Origin of the sequence: Candidatus Enterovibrio escicola, assembly GCF_002464935.1 — a bacterium.
Lineage (GTDB): Bacteria > Pseudomonadota > Gammaproteobacteria > Enterobacterales > Vibrionaceae > Enterovibrio > Enterovibrio escicola.
Genome location: NZ_NBYY01000034.1, coordinates 1 through 17,384, shown reverse-complemented (window position 1 = coordinate 17,384; position 17,384 = coordinate 1). Strand labels below are relative to the sequence as shown.

Below are 17,384 nucleotides of genomic sequence, written 5' to 3'. Positions count from 1 at the left end.
TTGGTTATGTGTTATTTATGCTACGAGGCAGGATTTCATTACTGCGCAATGTCAGTATTTCACAGCCTGTATCTGTGACTAAAAGAGTGTGTTCCCATTGTGCTGATTTTTTACCGTCTCTGGTGTAGACCGTCCAACTGTCATTTTCATCTAATACGGTGCCAAATTTTCCTGCGTTGATCATTGGCTCTATAGTGAAGCACATACCCTCTTTTAGTAGAGTACGGTCGCTATTTTTGTAGTGTACAATTTGCGGTTCTTCGTGAAATTCAGTACCGATGCCGTGACCACAGTAATCTCTTACAATCGAGTAGCGCGTGTTGCTATTTTTAATGAATTTTTGTATTGCAGTACCGATGTCACCGACACGTGCACCTGGTCGCACTTTTTTAAATGCGTAGTAAAGGCTTTCTTGTGTAATGCGGCAGAGACGCTTGTCTTCAAGAGAGACGTCACCTACTTGAAACATTTGTGAAGTGTCCCCATGATACCCATTCTTGATCACAGTAACATCGATATTGATTATGTCGCCTTCTTTCAATATGTCGGTTGTTTTTGGAATACCGTGGCAAACTATGCGATTAATTGAAGTGCAGATAGATTTTGGGAACCCATGATAATTGAGAGGTGCCGGTATCGCCTTTTGTGTTTCTGTGATGTATCTGTGGCAAATGTCATCTAACTCTCCTGTCGAGATGCCGGCTCTAACATACGGTGCGATCATCTCTAATACTTCTGCCGCAAGGCGCCCTGCCTCACGCATTTTTTTGATTTCTTCAACCGTTTTAATCGTAGCGCTCATTGATATCTCTTAGTTTGTTCCCTCATTCAAGCAAGGGATAAATTGATTCCTATCAATTCATATTATCAATCGTATCATAATGAGGGAACCTTTAATGGGTTAATCAGTGACTTCTTTTATACTAGATTTTAGCGTGTATTTATGGTATAAAACACGTCGGAATACGCCTTTCTCTAGTAAATCTACTAGACGGGTTCAAAGCTGGATAATTTCACGAGCAATTTAATTTAATTAACTCACACACATATCGACACATACGCAGGAGTGTCCTTTTACTGGGCGGAGGTATGGGGTATGTGGACGCCTAACCCGAAGAGGAATTTAAATGGCTACTATTTCAATGCGCGACATGCTGAAAGCTGGTGTTCACTTTGGTCACCAAACCCGTTATTGGAACCCGAAGATGAAACCATTTATTTTCGGTTCACGTAATAAGGTTCATATCATCAACTTAGAAAAAACTGTACCAATGTTCAATGACGTATTAACGGAATTGGCTAAAGTTGGTGAGCGTAAAGGTAAAGTCCTTTTTGTAGGTACTAAACGTGCTGCTAGCGAGCCTGTAAAAGTCGCTGCTGAAAGCTGTGACCAGTACTATGTGAATAACCGTTGGTTGGGTGGTATGCTGACTAATTGGAAAACTGTTCGTCAGTCAATCAAACGCCTGAAAGATTTGGAAGTTCAGGCAACTGACGGTACTTTTGGAAAACTGACAAAAAAAGAAGCTCTGATGCGTACCCGAGAAATGGACAAACTTGAAAAATCTCTGGGTGGTATCAAAAACATGGGGGGCTTACCTGACGCCTTGTTCGTTATTGACGCTGATCAAGAGCACATTGCGATTAAGGAAGCGAATAACCTTGGTATTCCAGTGTACGCAGTAGTTGATACTAACTCTGATCCAGACGGAGTCGACTTCGTTGTCCCAGGTAATGACGATGCAATACGTGCTGTTAAACTGTATCTGAATGCAGTTGCTCAGTCATACACTGAAGGTCGTCGTCAAGATATCGTATCTCTAGCAGAAGACGAACTGGTTGAAGTTGCTGAGTAATAAACACTCATGCTCCATTGTAAACATTGAGGCTGCTATGAGCAACTCTACTCTGTAGGCTAAGTAGATTAACAGGGGTCAATATTGGACTCCCAGTTTTTATCCAAATAGTTTCGAATCGAGGATTTAACAATGGCAACTGTTACCGCGTCCCAAATAAAAGAACTTCGTGAGCGCACTGGTGCGGGCATTATGGATTGTAAAAAAGCCCTGGTTGGAGCGAAGGCTGATATCGAGCTGGCGATTGAAAATATGCGTAAAAGCGGTGCTGCTAAAGCTGCTAAAAAAGCAGGTAATGTTACAGTTGAAGGTACTATCATTATCAAAGAAGTTGACGGAGTGGCAGTCCTTCTTGAAGTTAACTGCCAAACTGATTTCGTAGCTAAAGATGGTAGTTTCACGGCGTTTGCAAACCAAGTTGCTTGCACTGCACTGACCTCAAAAGCAACAATAAAAGAATTGCAGGATCAGTTTGAAGGAGTACGTATAGCGCTAGTGACAAAGATTGGTGAAAACATTTCTATTCGTCGCGTTCAGTATATTGAAGGTGTTATTTTGGCTACTTACCGTCACGGTGAACGCATTGGTGTAATTGTTGCCGGTGAAGGTGACGTTGAAACATTGAAGCATGTTGCTATGCACGTAGCTGCGTCTAAGCCTGAGTTCCTAACTTCTGGCGATGTACCAGCTGATGTAGTTGAAAAAGAGAAAGCAATCCAAATAGAAATCGCTATGAATGAAGGCAAATCGGCTGAAATAGCAGAAAAAATGGTTGTTGGTCGCATGAAAAAATTTACTGGAGAAGTGTCTTTGACTGGTCAAGCTTTTATCATGGAACCTAAAAAATCTGTAGGTGATCTCCTAAAAGAGAAAAATGTGTCAGTTTCTGCCTTTGCTAGAATGGAAGTTGGTGAAGGTATAGAGAAAGCTAAAGAAATGAGTTTTGCTGAAGAAGTAGCTGCTGTTAAGAAGTGCTAACCGTCTCTTTGAAAGACCGCAGTAAGTACACTGCGGCCTTTTTACAATCCCATCCGTACAAGTAAGTGCTTAAAGGTAGTGAAAATGGCTACAAACCAAAAACCCGCTTATCAACGAATTTTACTTAAATTGAGTGGTGAAGCGCTGCAAGGAAAAGAAGGATTCGGTATAGATCCCACTATTCTTGACCGTATGGCACAAGAAATCAAAGAAATAGTTGAACTTGGTGTACAAATTGGTGTGGTTATCGGTGGTGGTAACTTGTTTCGTGGAGCTATCCTTGCTGAAGCGGGTATGAACAGAATTGTGGGCGATCACATGGGTATGTTAGCAACTGTGATGAATGGTTTGGCAATGCGCGATGCGCTGCAGCGTGCTTATGTGAATGCTCGGGTAATGTCCTCAATTCCCTTAAACGGCGTTTGTGATAGCTATAATTGGGCTGAAGCAATTAGTCAGCTTCGTAATGGGCTTGTGGTAATATTCACTGCAGGCACGGGAAACCCGCTTTTTACTACTGACTCTGCAGCGTGTCTGCGTGGTATTGAAATTGAAGCAAATATCGTAATTAAGGCAACTAAGGTGGATGGTGTGTACAATGACGATCCAGTTAAAAACCCAAGTGCCGAGCTATACAGTCGCCTAAAGTATCAAGATCTTCTGGAAAAAGAATTGAGAGTGATGGATTTAGCAGCCTTTACGCTAGCACGTGACCATAAAATGCCCATTAGTGTTTTCAACATGAATAAACCGGGCGCATTGCACCGAGTTGTGATGGGTGAGCAAGAAGGTACACTAATTGATAACGGTTAATCAAAATTAGTGGCATAATTTGTCAGTCTAGCAAAAGAAACTCCAAGGATGTTCTCGTGAACAATGAAATTAACATAGATGCGAAACAGAGGATGCAGAAAAGCGTTGAAGCGCTGAAGACTGCTCTGTCGAAAATACGAACTGGCCGTGCACATCCTGCATTGCTTGATGGCTTATCTGTTGAATACTATGGCACAATAACCCCACTAAAACAATTGGCGTCAGTCGTTATCGAAGATGCACGTACATTATCCATCACCGTTTTTGATAACTCTATTTTAAAGGCTGTTGAGAAAGCGATCATGTCATCGAACTTAGGCTTAAACCCAATGACGTCCGGCTCTGTTATCCGTGTTCCACTTCCCCCGTTGACGGAAGAACGTCGTCGTAATCTCGTTAAAATCGTTCGTGGAGAAGCAGAACAGGGACGTGTTGCGATACGTAACATTCGACGCGATGCTAACAATGATTTAAAAAATATGTTGAAAGAAAAGGAAATATCTGAGGACGAAGAACGCATAGGCCAAGATCGAACCCAAAAGCTGACGGATGCAGCAGTTAAAGATATTGACTCGATTCTTGAAATGAAAGAAAAAGAGTTGATGGAAGTCTAATTCGGACTACACTCTGATTCCGTTGCCGAAGCGCTGTGCTTGCAGTACAGCGCTTTTTATTTGCGAAGGATAATGATGAGCTCCCAATCCTCTATCTTAGAGATGGATCCCATCCTGTTACCAAGGCACATTGCGGTCATTATGGATGGTAATGGCCGCTGGGCTAAAGCACGTGGTAAAGCCAGAATGTTTGGTCATAAAGCAGGTGTTGATGCCGTCAGAAAAACCGTTTCAACGGCCAATCGTCTCGGTATCCAAGTGTTAACACTTTTTGCTTTTAGCAGTGATAATTGGAAACGTCCGAAAGAAGAAGTTAGCCTTCTGATGGAGTTGTTTGTTACTGTGTTGGGACGTGAAATTAAACGTCTTCACAAAAACTGTATTAAATTGAACGTTATTGGGGATATCTCCAAATTTAGCCAATCGCTACAAGATAAAATATCATCGGCTGAAGCACTCACGGCTAATAATGCAGGACTTGTGCTGAATATTGCTGCTAACTATGGTGGACAATGGGATATTTTACAGGCTGTAAAAATATTGGCAGATCAAATTAAGCGAGGAGAGATCTCCGTAGGAGAATTAACGGAGGCTGACATTACAGCACGTTTGGCGACAGCACATCTTCCAGATGTAGATTTAATGATTCGTACCAGCGGTGAGTGTCGCATTAGTAACTTTATGCTGTGGCAATCAGCCTATGCTGAGTTGTATTTCACTGAACAATTTTGGCCAGATTTCGATGAAATTAGTTTCACCAATGCCATCGCTTGGTACATTAATCGTGAACGTCGGTTTGGGTATACGGGTGAACAGATTCGAGCCATGTTAATAATAGAAAAATAAAGAGGGTTTCGTTTGCTGAAACAACGTGTCTTAACGGCATCTGTATTGGGTCCTTTGGTTATCGCAGGTATCTTCTTTTTGCCGTTTTATATTTTTGTTATGGTTGTAGTAACCATAGTGTTGATTGGTCACTGGGAATGGACCAAGTTCATTGCTGCCACTTCTCGTTGTGAAGTGATTATTCTTCCTGCACTTGTTCTTATTGGCTTTCTTTTAGCTTTTCCTGTTGATTTTTCTGGATTGAATATTTCAACGATTAATGGCTGCCTTGTGGCTCTTATAGGTACCATTTGGTGGTTGTTAGCGACCGTAATGGTAGTTAAATATCCAAAAGCTACGAGTTGGTGGTCAAACAATTCGGTATTACAACAGATCTTCGGAATACTCACTTTACTCCCTTTTCTTTGGAGCGTGTTATCGCTTCGCGCGTATGAGTATAACTTCCACCCGTATCTAGGCGCCAAACTCGTATTGTTGGTCTGCTTATTGGTCTGGGCTGCAGATACAGGAGCCTACTTCGTAGGAAAGTGTTTTGGTAAACGTAAAATGGCGCCAGCCGTAAGTCCTAATAAAACAATTGAAGGGATGATTGGCGGTTTGATTGCATCAGTGCTGGTTGCAGCCGTTACTGCAAAATATTTTGCTATTCCATCACCCTCTCTTTCGGTCTTGGGCATTATTGCATTGATTACCTCATTTTCATCTGTGTTGGGTGATTTGGCAGAGAGTATGTTTAAGCGTGTTGCGGGCGTGAAAGACAGTGGTAACATCCTTCCTGGTCATGGAGGAATACTTGATCGAATTGACAGTCTTACTGCTGCATTTCCTGTATTTACGCTACTGTATTTCTGGTTGGCATAAGATTGGTCACTGATTGCTATGCAATGACGTGTATCCATGGTTATTTATAAACAAATAAAGATTGAGTTGTCTATGCGTAAGTTAACGATTCTTGGTGCGACTGGCTCTATAGGAAGTAGTACACTGTCAGTGATAGAAAAGAATTCACACGCGTTTGAAGTCTTCGCTTTAGCGGCAAGTGATAATGTTGGAGAGATGGTTGCCCTTTGCGTTAAATGGAATCCTACTTATGCAGCAATGGCGAATGAAACTGCGGCGAAGACGCTACGTGAGGAATTACGATTAGTGGGATTAAAGACCCAAGTGTTAGGTGGTGCTGATGCGCTATCTGTACTTTCTTCACATCCTGATGTAGACACTGTGATGGCAGCGGTGGTTGGGGCAGCTGGGTTGCTTCCAACAATGGCCGCAGTGAAAGCTGGAAAGCGCGTATTGCTAGCGAATAAAGAAGCGTTGGTTATGTCGGGTCAGATTTTCATTGATGCTGTGCACCAATATGGTGCAGAACTGTTACCTGTAGATAGTGAACATAGTGCTATTTTCCAATGCTTACCAGCAACCATCCAAGTTAAACTTGGAACATGCGATCTTGATGCTGAAGGGGTAAGTAAGATTATATTAACAGGTTCAGGAGGGCCTTTCCGATACACTGACATTGGAGTACTAACTTCGGTGACACCAGCACAAGCTATTGCTCATCCTAACTGGTCAATGGGGCAAAAGATCTCTGTCGACTCTGCCACCATGATGAATAAAGGTCTTGAGTACATTGAAGCGCGTTGGTTGTTTAATGCAAAATGTGAACAGCTAGATGTCATTATTCATCCTCAGTCTGTTATTCATTCAATGGTACAGTATCGAGATGGATCCGTGATGGCGCAAATGGGACGACTGGACATGAATACACCTATTGCCTACGCCATGGCATATCCACAACGCATTCAGGCAGGTGTTAAGTCGTTTGACTTTTGTGAAGCTAGCGAATTTACGTTTATTAAACCTGATTTAAAACGTTACCCTTGCTTAAAATTGGCAATTGATGCTTGTTATGTCGGTCAAGCAGCAACGACCACCCTCAACGCGGTCAACGAGATTGCTGTCGACGCGTTTTTAAGGGGTGCAATTAGTTTTACGCAGATTGCTGACATTAATGATGCGGTACTGCAAGGAACGAGATTTGTACAACCGTCAAGCATAGAGTGTTTGCTTGACATTGATGCCCATGCTCGTGTGTTGGCGAAATACTGGATTAAGAGGGTTGCACGATGAATGGGATAATCTGGAATCTCCTGTTTTTCTTGATTGCGTTAGGGATATTGATTGCAGTTCATGAATATGGACATTTTTTGGTTGCTCGGCGTTGTGGGGTAAAAGTCGAACGATTTGCTATTGGCTTTGGTAAATCAATTTGGCAGCATTTTGGAAAGGACGGAACCGAATATACCCTTGCTATGATTCCACTAGGGGGCTATGTGAAGATGCTGGACGAACGTGTTAGTAATGTGCCTGAAGAACTAAAGCATCAAGCGTTTAATAATCGTCCGCTTTGGCAGCGTAATTCCATTGTTGCCGCCGGACCAGTTGCCAACTTTTTGTTAGCTATATTTGCTTATTGGTTAGTGATGGTGATTGGAGTGCAAACACTAAAACCTGTGATTGGTGATGTGACTCCTCAATCTATTGCTGCAAAAGCGGGAATTGAACCAGGGATGGAACTTATCGCTATATCTGGCATCGAAACGGCGGACTGGGAGTCAGTAAATCTTCAACTTATCTATCACATTGGTAATGAAAGGATGCATCTCTCGATCCGGCCAAAAGATAGCGTTGGTGATGTCGTGATTAAGACGTTAGATATCTCAGATTGGTCGTTTGATTCAGACAAAGAATCGGCATTGAGAACATTAGGTATGATTCCTTTTTCACCAGAGATCACTAATATTATCGCTTATTTGGTTGAAGGAAGTCCGGCTCAACGAGTTGGTTTACGCCTAGGAGATGAGATATTGACTATTGAGGGACAGTCTGTTGATGATTGGCAGAAGGTGGTTGGACTTATTCGTGCCAATCCAGATACACCGTTATCGGTTTCTGTGCTTCGTGGTAATCAGGTATTGTTATTTGAACTGGTTCCTGATGCAAAAGAACAGAATAATATTCTCATTGGCTACGCAGGCCTAGTACCTAAAGTTGAGCCTTGGCCTGAATCATATCAATTTATGATGCAATTGCATCCGTTAGAGGCGATACCTAAAGCCATAATAAAGACATGGCAGGTGATGGTGTTAACGGTTGAAATGATTAAAAAGTTACTTACGGGTGATGTGGCCGTGAAGAATTTAAGTGGACCCATCTCAATTGCAAAAGGTGCTGGGATGAGCGCAGGCTTTGGTCTGGTACACTTTCTTGGTTTTCTGGCACTTATCAGTGTTAACTTGGGTGTTATTAACCTGTTACCTTTACCTGTTCTTGACGGTGGTCATCTGTTATTTTTTGGTATTGAAGCTGTAAGGGGTCAGCCCCTCTCTGAACGGGTTCAGGATATGGGATATAGGGTTGGCTCTGCCATTATTATAGCGTTGATGACCGTGGCAATATTTAATGATCTTTTACGACTATAAAAATCATCGTATCAGCAAGGAAAAGTCAGAACAGCAATGGAAATGAAGAAACTTTTACTAGTCTCCCTTCTATTTTTAAATTCTGTCACTGCCGATGAGTTTATGGTGGAAGACATCAGATTTGAAGGGCTTCAACGGATCAGCATGGGTGCCGCATTACTTGCTATGCCCGTACGTGTTGGAGACATTATCGATGAGGGTGATGTTGCGGTGATTATTAAGTCTATATTTTCAAAAGGAAGCTTTGATAATATTCGTGTTTATCGAGATGGTGGAGATTTATTGGTTAAAGTTGTTGAACGTCCAACAATTGCTAATATTTCGTTTTCTGGCAATAAACAAATCAGAGACAAACAATTAAACGAAAATCTTACTGCATCAGGTGTACGTATAGGTGAGTCATTAGATCGCGCTAAGTTATTAAATATTGAGAAAGGACTTGAAGATTTCTATTACAGTATGGGTATGTACAACGCATTAGTGAAAACCGTGATCACACCGTTGCCACGTAATCGTTCTGATGTGAACTTCATTTTTACTGAAGGTATTTCTGCTTCCATCCAGCAAATTAACTTTATGGGTAATGATGTTTTTAGTGATGATGAATTAAAAAAAATATTTAAACTTCGTGCTGATCTTCCTTGGTGGAATTTGCTTGCTAATAAAAAGTATCAAAAGCAAGTGTTGATGGGAGATTTGGAGAACTTGCGTTCTTTTTATCTAAACTCCGGCTATCTTAAATTTCGTGTCGAGTCTACACAAGTATCAATTTCCCCTGATAAGAAAGGTATTTATATCACCTTGAATATAGAGGAAGGTCATCCCTACAGTATTGTGGACGTTAATGTACGAGGTACAAAAGCGAGGAAATACTATACCTCATTAATGACGATCGAAAAAGGTGAAGTCTACAATGGTAAGAAAGTCATTGCCCTTGGGAATGCAATAAAGCGCCAACTTGCTGAAGAAGGTTATGCTTATCCACAAGTTATCACCATCCCTGAATTTAATGATGACAATCAAACTGTTGTATTGAATATGGATATTGATCCTGGCAAACGTGTTTATGTTAGAAATATTAAATTTTCTGGAAACCAAATTACACGAGATGAAGTACTTCGCCGCGAAATGCGTCAAATGGAAGGTTCATGGTTGAATGTAAAATCGATCGAAACTAGTAAAGAACGTCTGAACCGACTGGGCTTCTTTGAGACTATAGATGTACGTAATACTCGCGTGCTAGGTACGGATGATCAAGTTGATATTGAGTACACTGTCAAAGAAGCCACCTCTGGTAACGTAAACTTTGCTGTGGGTTTTGGTAGCGCATCAGGTATCAGTTTCAAGACGGGTATTCAACAAGATAACTGGATCGGAACAGGTAATCGATTGGGTATTAGCGCCATGGTTAATAAGTATCAAAAAAATCTAGCACTTGATTATCGAAACCCATATTTGACACTTGATGGTATCAGTCTTGGCGGGAAAGTTTTTTACAGCGAGTTTGAAGCGTCTAATGCCAATATTGTTGATTATAATGACAAGAGTTACGGTACTAATCTAACGTGGGGGTTTCCCATTAATGAATTAAACTATTTCGATTTGTCAATTGGTTATACACACAGACAAATAGAAAAACTTAGTGGTTACTATCAAGTTAAAAAGTTCATGGCTTCACAAGAAAGGAATAAGACAAACAAAGGTGGTCTAAAGGTTAATGACGTGGATTGGTCTATCAGTTGGCGTCGTAATAATTTGAACCGTGGCGTCTTCCCTACCGCCGGTAATTACCAGCACGCTTCTTTACGTATGACAATCCCAGGGTCTGATGTTCAGTTTTATAAAGCAGAATACGATGTTAGACATTATATCCCACTAACGGCGTCGAACAGTTTAATATTGTTAATGCGTGGTCGCCTTGGTTATGGTAACGGGTACGGCAGCAATAATAATAAAGATCATTTGTTGCCATTTTATGAAAATTTTTATGCGGGCGGATTTTCTACATTGCGGGGTTTTCGCTCAAATACAGCAGGCCCAAAAGCGGTGTACGATCGGGGTGTTGGTAACAACCATGCGCTGATAGGTACCAAGAATTCTATTGGTGGTAATGCTATTTCGCTAGCCAGCTTAGAATTGATCGTACCAACACCGTTTATATCGAAAGGAGCACAAAATACATTACGTACCAGTCTATTTGTCGATGCTGCATCCGTATGGGATACTGAATACGATCTGAAGGATGCGCAAGTGATAAGTGGAAAGAAATATGTTTATGACTACAGTAATCCGTTTAATTATCGAGCATCCTATGGTGCAGCACTGCAGTGGCAATCTCCGTTAGGGCCACTGGTTTTTTCCCTGTCTAAGCCTATTAATAAATTTGAAGGTGATGATGAAGAGTTGTTTACTTTCACGATTGGCCGGACGTTCTGATTTTTAATATTTAGGAGACTATCTTTGAAACTACTTATCAAGGCAGCAGGCCTGTTTCTTGTTGCTATCAATGCTTCAGTACTTACTTCATCAGTGTATGCAGTTCAGAAAATGGGGTATGTTTCTACGGGTGCAGTTTTGGCGCAAATGGCTAAGGAAAGCAACGTAAATGAAAGTCTGCGTCGGGAATTTAAAGACCATATTGCAGAAGTCGAACGTTTAGAAAACCAACTCAAAGAAGGTATTGATAAGCTTAAGCGTAATGGCGAGTTGATGAGTGAAAAAGAACGTATACAATTGCAACGTGAACTGCAATCTCTTGATTCAGACTATAAGCTGAAAGTAAATAACTTAAAAGAAGATGAACGTAAACGTAGCACAGAAGAACAACGTAAACTTATTCACAAACTTCAGAAGGCCATTGGTGAACTTGCTAAAAAGGAAGGATATGACATGGTTCTTGACGGGCAAGCTGTACTGTTTTCAAGCTCAAAAGATGATCTTTCTGAGAAAGTATTGAAAGCAGTAAAATAAGTAAGGTAGAAAATGGTTTCTATTACTCTCGCAGAATTAGCGGAAAGGCTAGGTGCAAAACTTCAAGGCGATGGAACCGTCGTTATCAGTTCAATTGCAAGTATGGATAAAGCGGGTAAAGGACAGATCACATTCCTTGCAAGTAGTAAATATCGTAAGCACCTTGCTAAATGTCAAGCCAGTGCGGTAATTATCAAGGAAGTTGATCTAATTTGTCCAAATCGCAATGCACTGGTTATGAAAGATCCTTATTTAGGGTATGCATTAACGGCGCAATTTCTAGATACCACACCAGCATGTGCCTCGGATATTGCACCAAGTTCGTATGTATCGACGATGGCGACATTGGGTGTTGGTGTTTCTGTTGGTCACAATGCGGTGATTGAAGACGGCGCTATATTGGGTGATTACGTACAGATAGGTGCAGGTTGCTTTGTAGGTAAAAATGCATCCCTAGGTTCGAATACACGCCTATGGGCGAATGTATCAATTTATCATAACGTTGTAATTGGTGAATATTGTCTTATTCAGTCTGGGGCTGTGATTGGTTCTGATGGGTTTGGTTACGCCAATGATAAAGGATTATGGGTTAAAATTCCTCAAGTGGGAAGCGTAGTTATTGGAAATGGTGTTGAGATTGGTGCATGTACTAGCATAGACCGTGGAGCATTGGGAGATACACTGATTGGAGATGGTGTGATCATCGACAATCAATGCCAAATCGCGCATAATATTTCGATCGGTAAAAATACAGCCATCGCGGGTGCTACAGTGATGGGGGGTAGCCTTAAAATTGGTAAACACTGCTTTATTGGTGGTGCTTGTGTCATTAATGGTCATATAGAAATAACGGATGGCGTTTCGATCACCGGTATGGGTATGGTTATGCGATCTATCACTGAACCGGGTATGTATTCTTCGGGTATTCCTTTGCAGAAAAATCGAGAGTGGCGTAAAACTGCAGCACGCGTTATGAGAATCGAAGATATGCAAAAGAGATTGAAAGCCGTTGAAAAACAACTAAAAGAGAGCTAGTAAAAGCTGTTTCGGATGGCATATCTTGTTGGTGTATAGCAACATTGAATTTATATAGTCATGGTGTAGAGCCGTAAGCTGCAGTGTGGATCATTTTGCGTTAATTAACACGAATAATAAGCTTTTCACACGGGAATAATACTTTGATTCACAAAAATAACATTTTGACTATTAACGAGATTAGAGAGCTGCTGCCTCACCGTTATCCATTTTTATTGATTGATCGTGTCACTGATTTTGAAGAAGGTAAGTATCTTCATGCGATCAAAAATGTGTCAGTTAATGAGCCACAATTTACTGGTCATTTTCCTCAGTTGCCTATTTTACCAGGGGTTCTAATCCTCGAAGCGATGGCGCAAGCAACTGGTTTACTAGCATTTAAAACCTTCGGAAAACCTAAGGAAAATGAGCTTTACTATTTTGCCAGTATTGATAACGCTAAGTTTCGTGCACCTGTGATTCCCGGAGATCAGATGGTATTAGAAGTTAAATTTATCAAAGAGCGTCGAGGTATTGCAGCTTTTAAGGGTGTTGCTAAAGTTGATGGTAAGGTCGTCTGTTCTGCAGATCTGAAGTGTGCCAGAAGAGAATTTTAATTGTGATCCATGAAACTGTACAAATACATCCGACCGCGATTATTGAAGAGGGAGTAATCCTAGGTATAAATGTAAAAATTGGTGCATTTTCCTGTATTGGTACTGGAGTTGAAATCGGCAGAGGTACCGATGTTAAAACCCATGTTGTGATCAAAGGTTTAACTAAAATTGGACGCGATAACAAAATCTTCCAATTCGCATCTCTCGGGGAAGAATGTCAGGATTTGAAATATTCAGGCGAGCTGACCGCTTTGGAAATCGGCGATCGCAATACTATCCGTGAAAGCGTGACCATGCATCGTGGCACCATCCAAGGAGGTGGAGTTACAAAAGTAGGTAGCGATAACCTGTTTATGGTCAATGCCCATATTGCACACGACTGTATTATTGGTAATCGTTGCATTTTGGCAAACAACGCGACACTGGCAGGTCATGTGACAGTAGATGATTTTGTGATTGTGGGTGGAATGACAGCAATTCATCAATTCTGTACTATAGGAAGCTATAGTCTGCTGGGTGGTGGATCGATTGTTGTTAAGGATGTTCCTCCGTATGTAATGGTGCAAGGGAATCATTGTGCACCGTTTGGTATTAATATTGAAGGCCTAAAGCGTTGCGGTTTTGAAAAAAATGTGATTAAAGCTATTCGGATGGTATACAAAGAATTGTATCGTTCAGGAAAAACGTTGGAAGAGGCAAAACATAAAATTACTGAAATGGCAAAAGGCGAAGAAGCATTAAAATTGTTTATAAGATTCTTTGAAAAATCAAGACGAGGTATTATTCGCTAATGGAGACTATGTTAAGAGCCAAGTCTCTACGTATTGGAATCGTTGCGGGGGAAATCTCTGGCGATATTTTAGGCGCTGGTTTTATTAAAGAGGTCAAAGAGCATTACCCTGATACAGAATTCGTTGGTATTGGTGGTTCGAAAATGAAAGAGTTTGGCTGTGAAGTTCTTTTCAATATGGAGGAGCTATCAGTTATGGGGATTGTTGAGGTGTTGGGTCGTCTTCCTCTCTTACTTAGAATTAAACGTAAGTTGGTTGAGTACTTTGTTGCGAATCCACCCGATGTCTTTGTTGGTATTGATTCACCTGATTTTAATTTACGACTAGAAAAATCGTTAAAAGACAAAGGGATTAAGACTGTACACTATGTGAGTCCTAGTGTATGGGCTTGGCGTCAAGAACGCATTTTTTCCATTGCAAAAGCCACAGATCTCGTTCTTGCTCTATTGCCATTTGAGAAAGAATTCTATGACAAATTCAATGTCTCATGTGATTTTGTGGGTCATCCTATGGCGGATAATATTCCACTGTACAGTGACAAAACAGCAGCACGTAATCTTCTTGGACTAGATCAAACTAAGAGCTATCTCGCTGTATTACCTGGAAGTCGATATGGTGAAATGAAATTGTTGGCACCTATCTTTATCGAAACATGTCGACGCTTAAAAATACGTTATCCTGATCTTTGCTTTATTGTCGCTCTCGTGAATGAAAAGCTCGGGGATCAGTTTAAACAGGTATGTCAGGTAATCGCACCAGAACTTGAGTTCGTACTTGTCGAGGACACTGCTCGTAGTGTAATCACAGCGTCGGATTGTACTCTACTGGCCTCTGGCACGGTTGCTCTTGAGTGCATGTTAGTGAAACGCCCTATGGTGGTTGGTTATAAAATGAATACTATTACAGCTTGGCTTGCTAGGCGAATGGTGAAAATAAATTTTGTTTCGCTGCCAAATATTCTTGCTGGACGAGAATTAGTTCCAGAAAGAATACAAGAATCATGTACACCGGATATTCTTGCTAATGATGTCACGCATTTTCTTTCTAGCGATAATTCTGAATTGATGAGTAAATTCACTCAGCTACATGAAATCATTCGTTGTGATTCAGATAAATTGTCCGCCCGAGCTGTACTTAATCTAATAGGACGCTAATTAATGTATTTTGAACCTTTTGTGTATCCTGACGCTCAATTGATTGCAGGTGTTGACGAAGTGGGACGAGGCTCTTTGGTTGGCGCGGTAGTTACTGCCGCAGTGATCCTCGATCCGAATAATCCGATTGAAGGTTTGACAGATTCTAAAACACTGACTGATAAAAAGCGTTTGGGGTTATTTGAAAAAATCAAAGAGAAAGCTCTCGCATGGTCGTTAGGACGCTCCGAACCCGAAGAAATTGACGAAATCAATATTCTTGCGGCAACGATGCTTGCTATGGAACGAGCAGTTGCAGGTCTTTCTGTTACTCCAGACTTTGTGTTGGTTGATGGAAACTGTGTACCTATAGGTTTAAAAGTATCAGCAGAAGCAGTGGTAAAAGGTGACCAACGTGTAGCTGAAATCAGTGCATCATCTATCATTGCTAAAATCGTACGCGATAGAGAAATGGAAGTTTTAGATAAAAAATATCCGCAATACGGCTTTGCCAACCACAAGGGATATCTGACAAAAGTACACTTTGACTCATTGTCTAAGTACGGTATTATTGATGAGCATCGTAAAAGTTTTAAACCTATAAGGAACATGCAAGGCATTACATAATGCTTATGGGGATTACCCAAACTATATTTCTTAAATCAGTAACGTACGAGCGCTATGTCAGACCCATCCTTTATCCATCTTCGCGTTCATAGTGACTATTCCATGGTTGACGGACTTTCTAAAGTACCACTTATTGTTACTAAAGTTGCCGAAATGGGTATGCCCGCTATGGCTTTAACAGATTTTACAAACTTGTGTGGCTTAGTTAAGTTTTACAATGCGGCACAGAATTGTGGTGTGAAACCGATCATCGGTGCTGATTTTAAAGTGCAATCAGATGTATTAGGTAATGAGCTTTACCAACTTACTGTTCTTGCTAGAAATAATGAAGGTTATAAAAACCTGACATCACTGATCTCAGATGCCTACTTGAGGGGACATGTTCAACACCAACCAGTAATTAACCAATCGTGGTTAGCGAAGTGTAAGAATGGGCTTATTTTGCTCTCTGGTGGTCGTAAAGGCGACCTAGGTAAAACCTTACTAAAAGGTAATATGGTGTTAGCAAAACGGTGTATAGCATTTTATCAGACACACTTTCCAGATGCTTACTACGTTGAATTGACACGCACTAACCGTGTTGACGAAGAAGTATATATGCATTTTGCATTAGATTTTGCCGTTGACAATAATTTGCCTGTAGTGGCAACCAATGAAGTTTGTTTCTTGTCACCAGATCAGTTTGACGCTCATGAGATTCGTGTCGCCATCCATGATGGTTATACACTTGTAGACCCTCGCCGTCCTAGGAATTATAGCTCAGATCAATACCTCCGAACCTCGGAAGAAATGTGTGAACTATTTCAAGATATTCCTGAAGCGTTGGTTAATTCAGTAGAGATTGCAAAACGTTGTAATGTAACCATTCGATTGAACGAGATTTGCTTGCCAAATTTTCCGACTGAAGGTATGGAGATTGGTAAATTTTTGGTTAAAAAATCGAAGGAAGGTTTAGAAAAACGCTTAACGCTTCTTTTCCATGAACCAGAGGAACGTGCTAAACGTCGTTCAGAATATGAAGAACGTCTTGATATAGAACTTGGGGTGATTAACCAAATGGGGTTCCCAGGTTACTTTCTTATCGTGATGGAGTTTATTCAGTGGTCGAAGAAGAACAATATTCCTGTTGGTCCTGGACGAGGTTCTGGTGCGGGTTCTCTGGTTGCTTATGCATTGAATATTACTGATATTGATCCACTGGAGTTTGACTTGCTGTTCGAACGTTTCCTTAATCCGGAACGTGTTTCTATGCCAGATTTCGACATTGATTTTTGTATGGATAAACGTGACAAAGTTATCGATCATGTTGCAGAAATGTATGGTCGTGATGCGGTATCTCAGATCATTACTTTCGGTACTATGGCAGCGAAAGCCGTTATCCGTGATGTAGGGAGAGTCTTGGGTCATCCCTACGGATTTGTTGATCGTATTGCTAAGATGGTGCCGTCTGATCTGGGTATGACCCTTGAAAAGGCCTTTAGTTCCGAATCACAACTGACTCAATGTTATGAAGCGGATGAAGAAGTTCGTGAGTTGATCGATAAGTGTCGGATACTTGAAGGTTGTATTCGTAATGCCGGTAAGCACGCGGGTGGTGTGGTTATATCCCCGACGACAATTACTGACTTTGCACCACTATACTG

17 protein-coding genes are annotated in these 17,384 nt (G+C 41.1%); 16 read left to right on the top strand and 1 reads right to left on the bottom strand.

All coding sequences use genetic code 11. The features are described from left to right. Nucleotides 1-4: 4 nt before the first annotated feature. A complete protein-coding gene (gene map / locus BTN49_RS10735; RefSeq protein WP_097357163.1) occupies nucleotides 5-802 on the bottom strand; it encodes a type I methionyl aminopeptidase in 798 nt (265 codons plus the stop codon). A 325-nt stretch (nucleotides 803-1,127) separates the two neighbouring features. Between map and rpsB the strand changes: the two genes are divergently transcribed. The 16 genes from rpsB to dnaE form a co-directional block, all read left to right on the top strand. Next, on the top strand, nucleotides 1,128-1,856 hold the full coding sequence (gene rpsB, locus BTN49_RS10730) for a 30S ribosomal protein S2 (RefSeq protein WP_097357162.1): 729 nt from the start codon (nucleotides 1,128-1,130) through the stop codon (nucleotides 1,854-1,856). Nucleotides 1,857-1,988: 132 nt separating this feature from the next. Continuing rightward, nucleotides 1,989-2,834 (top strand): translation elongation factor Ts, encoded by an 846-nt coding sequence (gene tsf / locus BTN49_RS10725; protein WP_097357161.1) that lies wholly within the window; start codon nucleotides 1,989-1,991, stop codon nucleotides 2,832-2,834. Between the two features lie 84 nt (nucleotides 2,835-2,918). Next, nucleotides 2,919-3,647, top strand: a complete 729-nt coding sequence (gene pyrH, locus BTN49_RS10720) for a UMP kinase (RefSeq protein ID WP_097357160.1) — start codon at nucleotides 2,919-2,921, stop codon at nucleotides 3,645-3,647. Nucleotides 3,648-3,703: 56 nt separating this feature from the next. Continuing rightward, nucleotides 3,704-4,261: a ribosome recycling factor gene (gene frr / locus BTN49_RS10715; protein WP_097357159.1), complete on the top strand. Its 558-nt coding sequence runs from the start codon at nucleotides 3,704-3,706 to the stop codon at nucleotides 4,259-4,261. 75 nt (nucleotides 4,262-4,336) lie between these two features. Continuing rightward, complete coding sequence (locus BTN49_RS10710) at nucleotides 4,337-5,107, top strand: isoprenyl transferase (protein ID WP_097357158.1); 771 nt, start codon at nucleotides 4,337-4,339, stop codon at nucleotides 5,105-5,107. A gap of 12 nt (nucleotides 5,108-5,119) precedes the next feature. Beyond that, on the top strand, nucleotides 5,120-5,968 hold the full coding sequence (locus BTN49_RS10705; RefSeq protein WP_097357157.1) for a phosphatidate cytidylyltransferase: 849 nt from the start codon (nucleotides 5,120-5,122) through the stop codon (nucleotides 5,966-5,968). A gap of 72 nt (nucleotides 5,969-6,040) precedes the next feature. Next, nucleotides 6,041-7,237, top strand: a complete 1,197-nt coding sequence (gene ispC, locus BTN49_RS10700; RefSeq protein ID WP_097357312.1) for a 1-deoxy-D-xylulose-5-phosphate reductoisomerase — start codon at nucleotides 6,041-6,043, stop codon at nucleotides 7,235-7,237. Then, nucleotides 7,234-8,589, top strand: coding sequence for a sigma E protease regulator RseP (gene rseP, locus BTN49_RS10695; protein WP_097357156.1), 1,356 nt, complete (start codon nucleotides 7,234-7,236; stop codon nucleotides 8,587-8,589). The genes ispC and rseP overlap by 4 nt, the downstream gene beginning before the upstream one ends. 36 nt (nucleotides 8,590-8,625) lie before the next feature. Next, on the top strand, nucleotides 8,626-11,025 hold the full coding sequence (gene bamA, locus BTN49_RS10690) for an outer membrane protein assembly factor BamA (RefSeq protein ID WP_097357155.1): 2,400 nt from the start codon (nucleotides 8,626-8,628) through the stop codon (nucleotides 11,023-11,025). Between the two features lie 24 nt (nucleotides 11,026-11,049). After that, complete coding sequence (locus tag BTN49_RS10685) at nucleotides 11,050-11,559, top strand: OmpH/Skp family outer membrane protein (protein ID WP_097357154.1); 510 nt, start codon at nucleotides 11,050-11,052, stop codon at nucleotides 11,557-11,559. Nucleotides 11,560-11,571: 12 nt separating this feature from the next. Beyond that, complete coding sequence (lpxD, locus tag BTN49_RS10680; RefSeq protein ID WP_097357153.1) at nucleotides 11,572-12,594, top strand: UDP-3-O-(3-hydroxymyristoyl)glucosamine N-acyltransferase; 1,023 nt, start codon at nucleotides 11,572-11,574, stop codon at nucleotides 12,592-12,594. Between the two features lie 143 nt (nucleotides 12,595-12,737). Continuing rightward, nucleotides 12,738-13,190 (top strand): 3-hydroxyacyl-ACP dehydratase FabZ, encoded by a 453-nt coding sequence (gene fabZ / locus BTN49_RS10675; protein WP_097357152.1) that lies wholly within the window; start codon nucleotides 12,738-12,740, stop codon nucleotides 13,188-13,190. Nucleotides 13,191-13,192: 2 nt separating this feature from the next. Next, nucleotides 13,193-13,981, top strand: a complete 789-nt coding sequence (gene lpxA, locus BTN49_RS10670; protein WP_097357151.1) for an acyl-ACP--UDP-N-acetylglucosamine O-acyltransferase — start codon at nucleotides 13,193-13,195, stop codon at nucleotides 13,979-13,981. A gap of 8 nt (nucleotides 13,982-13,989) precedes the next feature. Next, nucleotides 13,990-15,135 (top strand): lipid-A-disaccharide synthase, encoded by a 1,146-nt coding sequence (lpxB, locus tag BTN49_RS10665; RefSeq protein ID WP_097357311.1) that lies wholly within the window; start codon nucleotides 13,990-13,992, stop codon nucleotides 15,133-15,135. A 3-nt stretch (nucleotides 15,136-15,138) separates the two neighbouring features. Then, nucleotides 15,139-15,741: a ribonuclease HII gene (gene rnhB, locus BTN49_RS10660; RefSeq protein WP_097357150.1), complete on the top strand. Its 603-nt coding sequence runs from the start codon at nucleotides 15,139-15,141 to the stop codon at nucleotides 15,739-15,741. A gap of 54 nt (nucleotides 15,742-15,795) precedes the next feature. Beyond that, nucleotides 15,796-17,384, top strand: a 1,589-nt coding sequence (gene dnaE, locus BTN49_RS10655; RefSeq protein ID WP_146679410.1) for a DNA polymerase III subunit alpha, incomplete at its 3' end; no start/stop codon positions are given.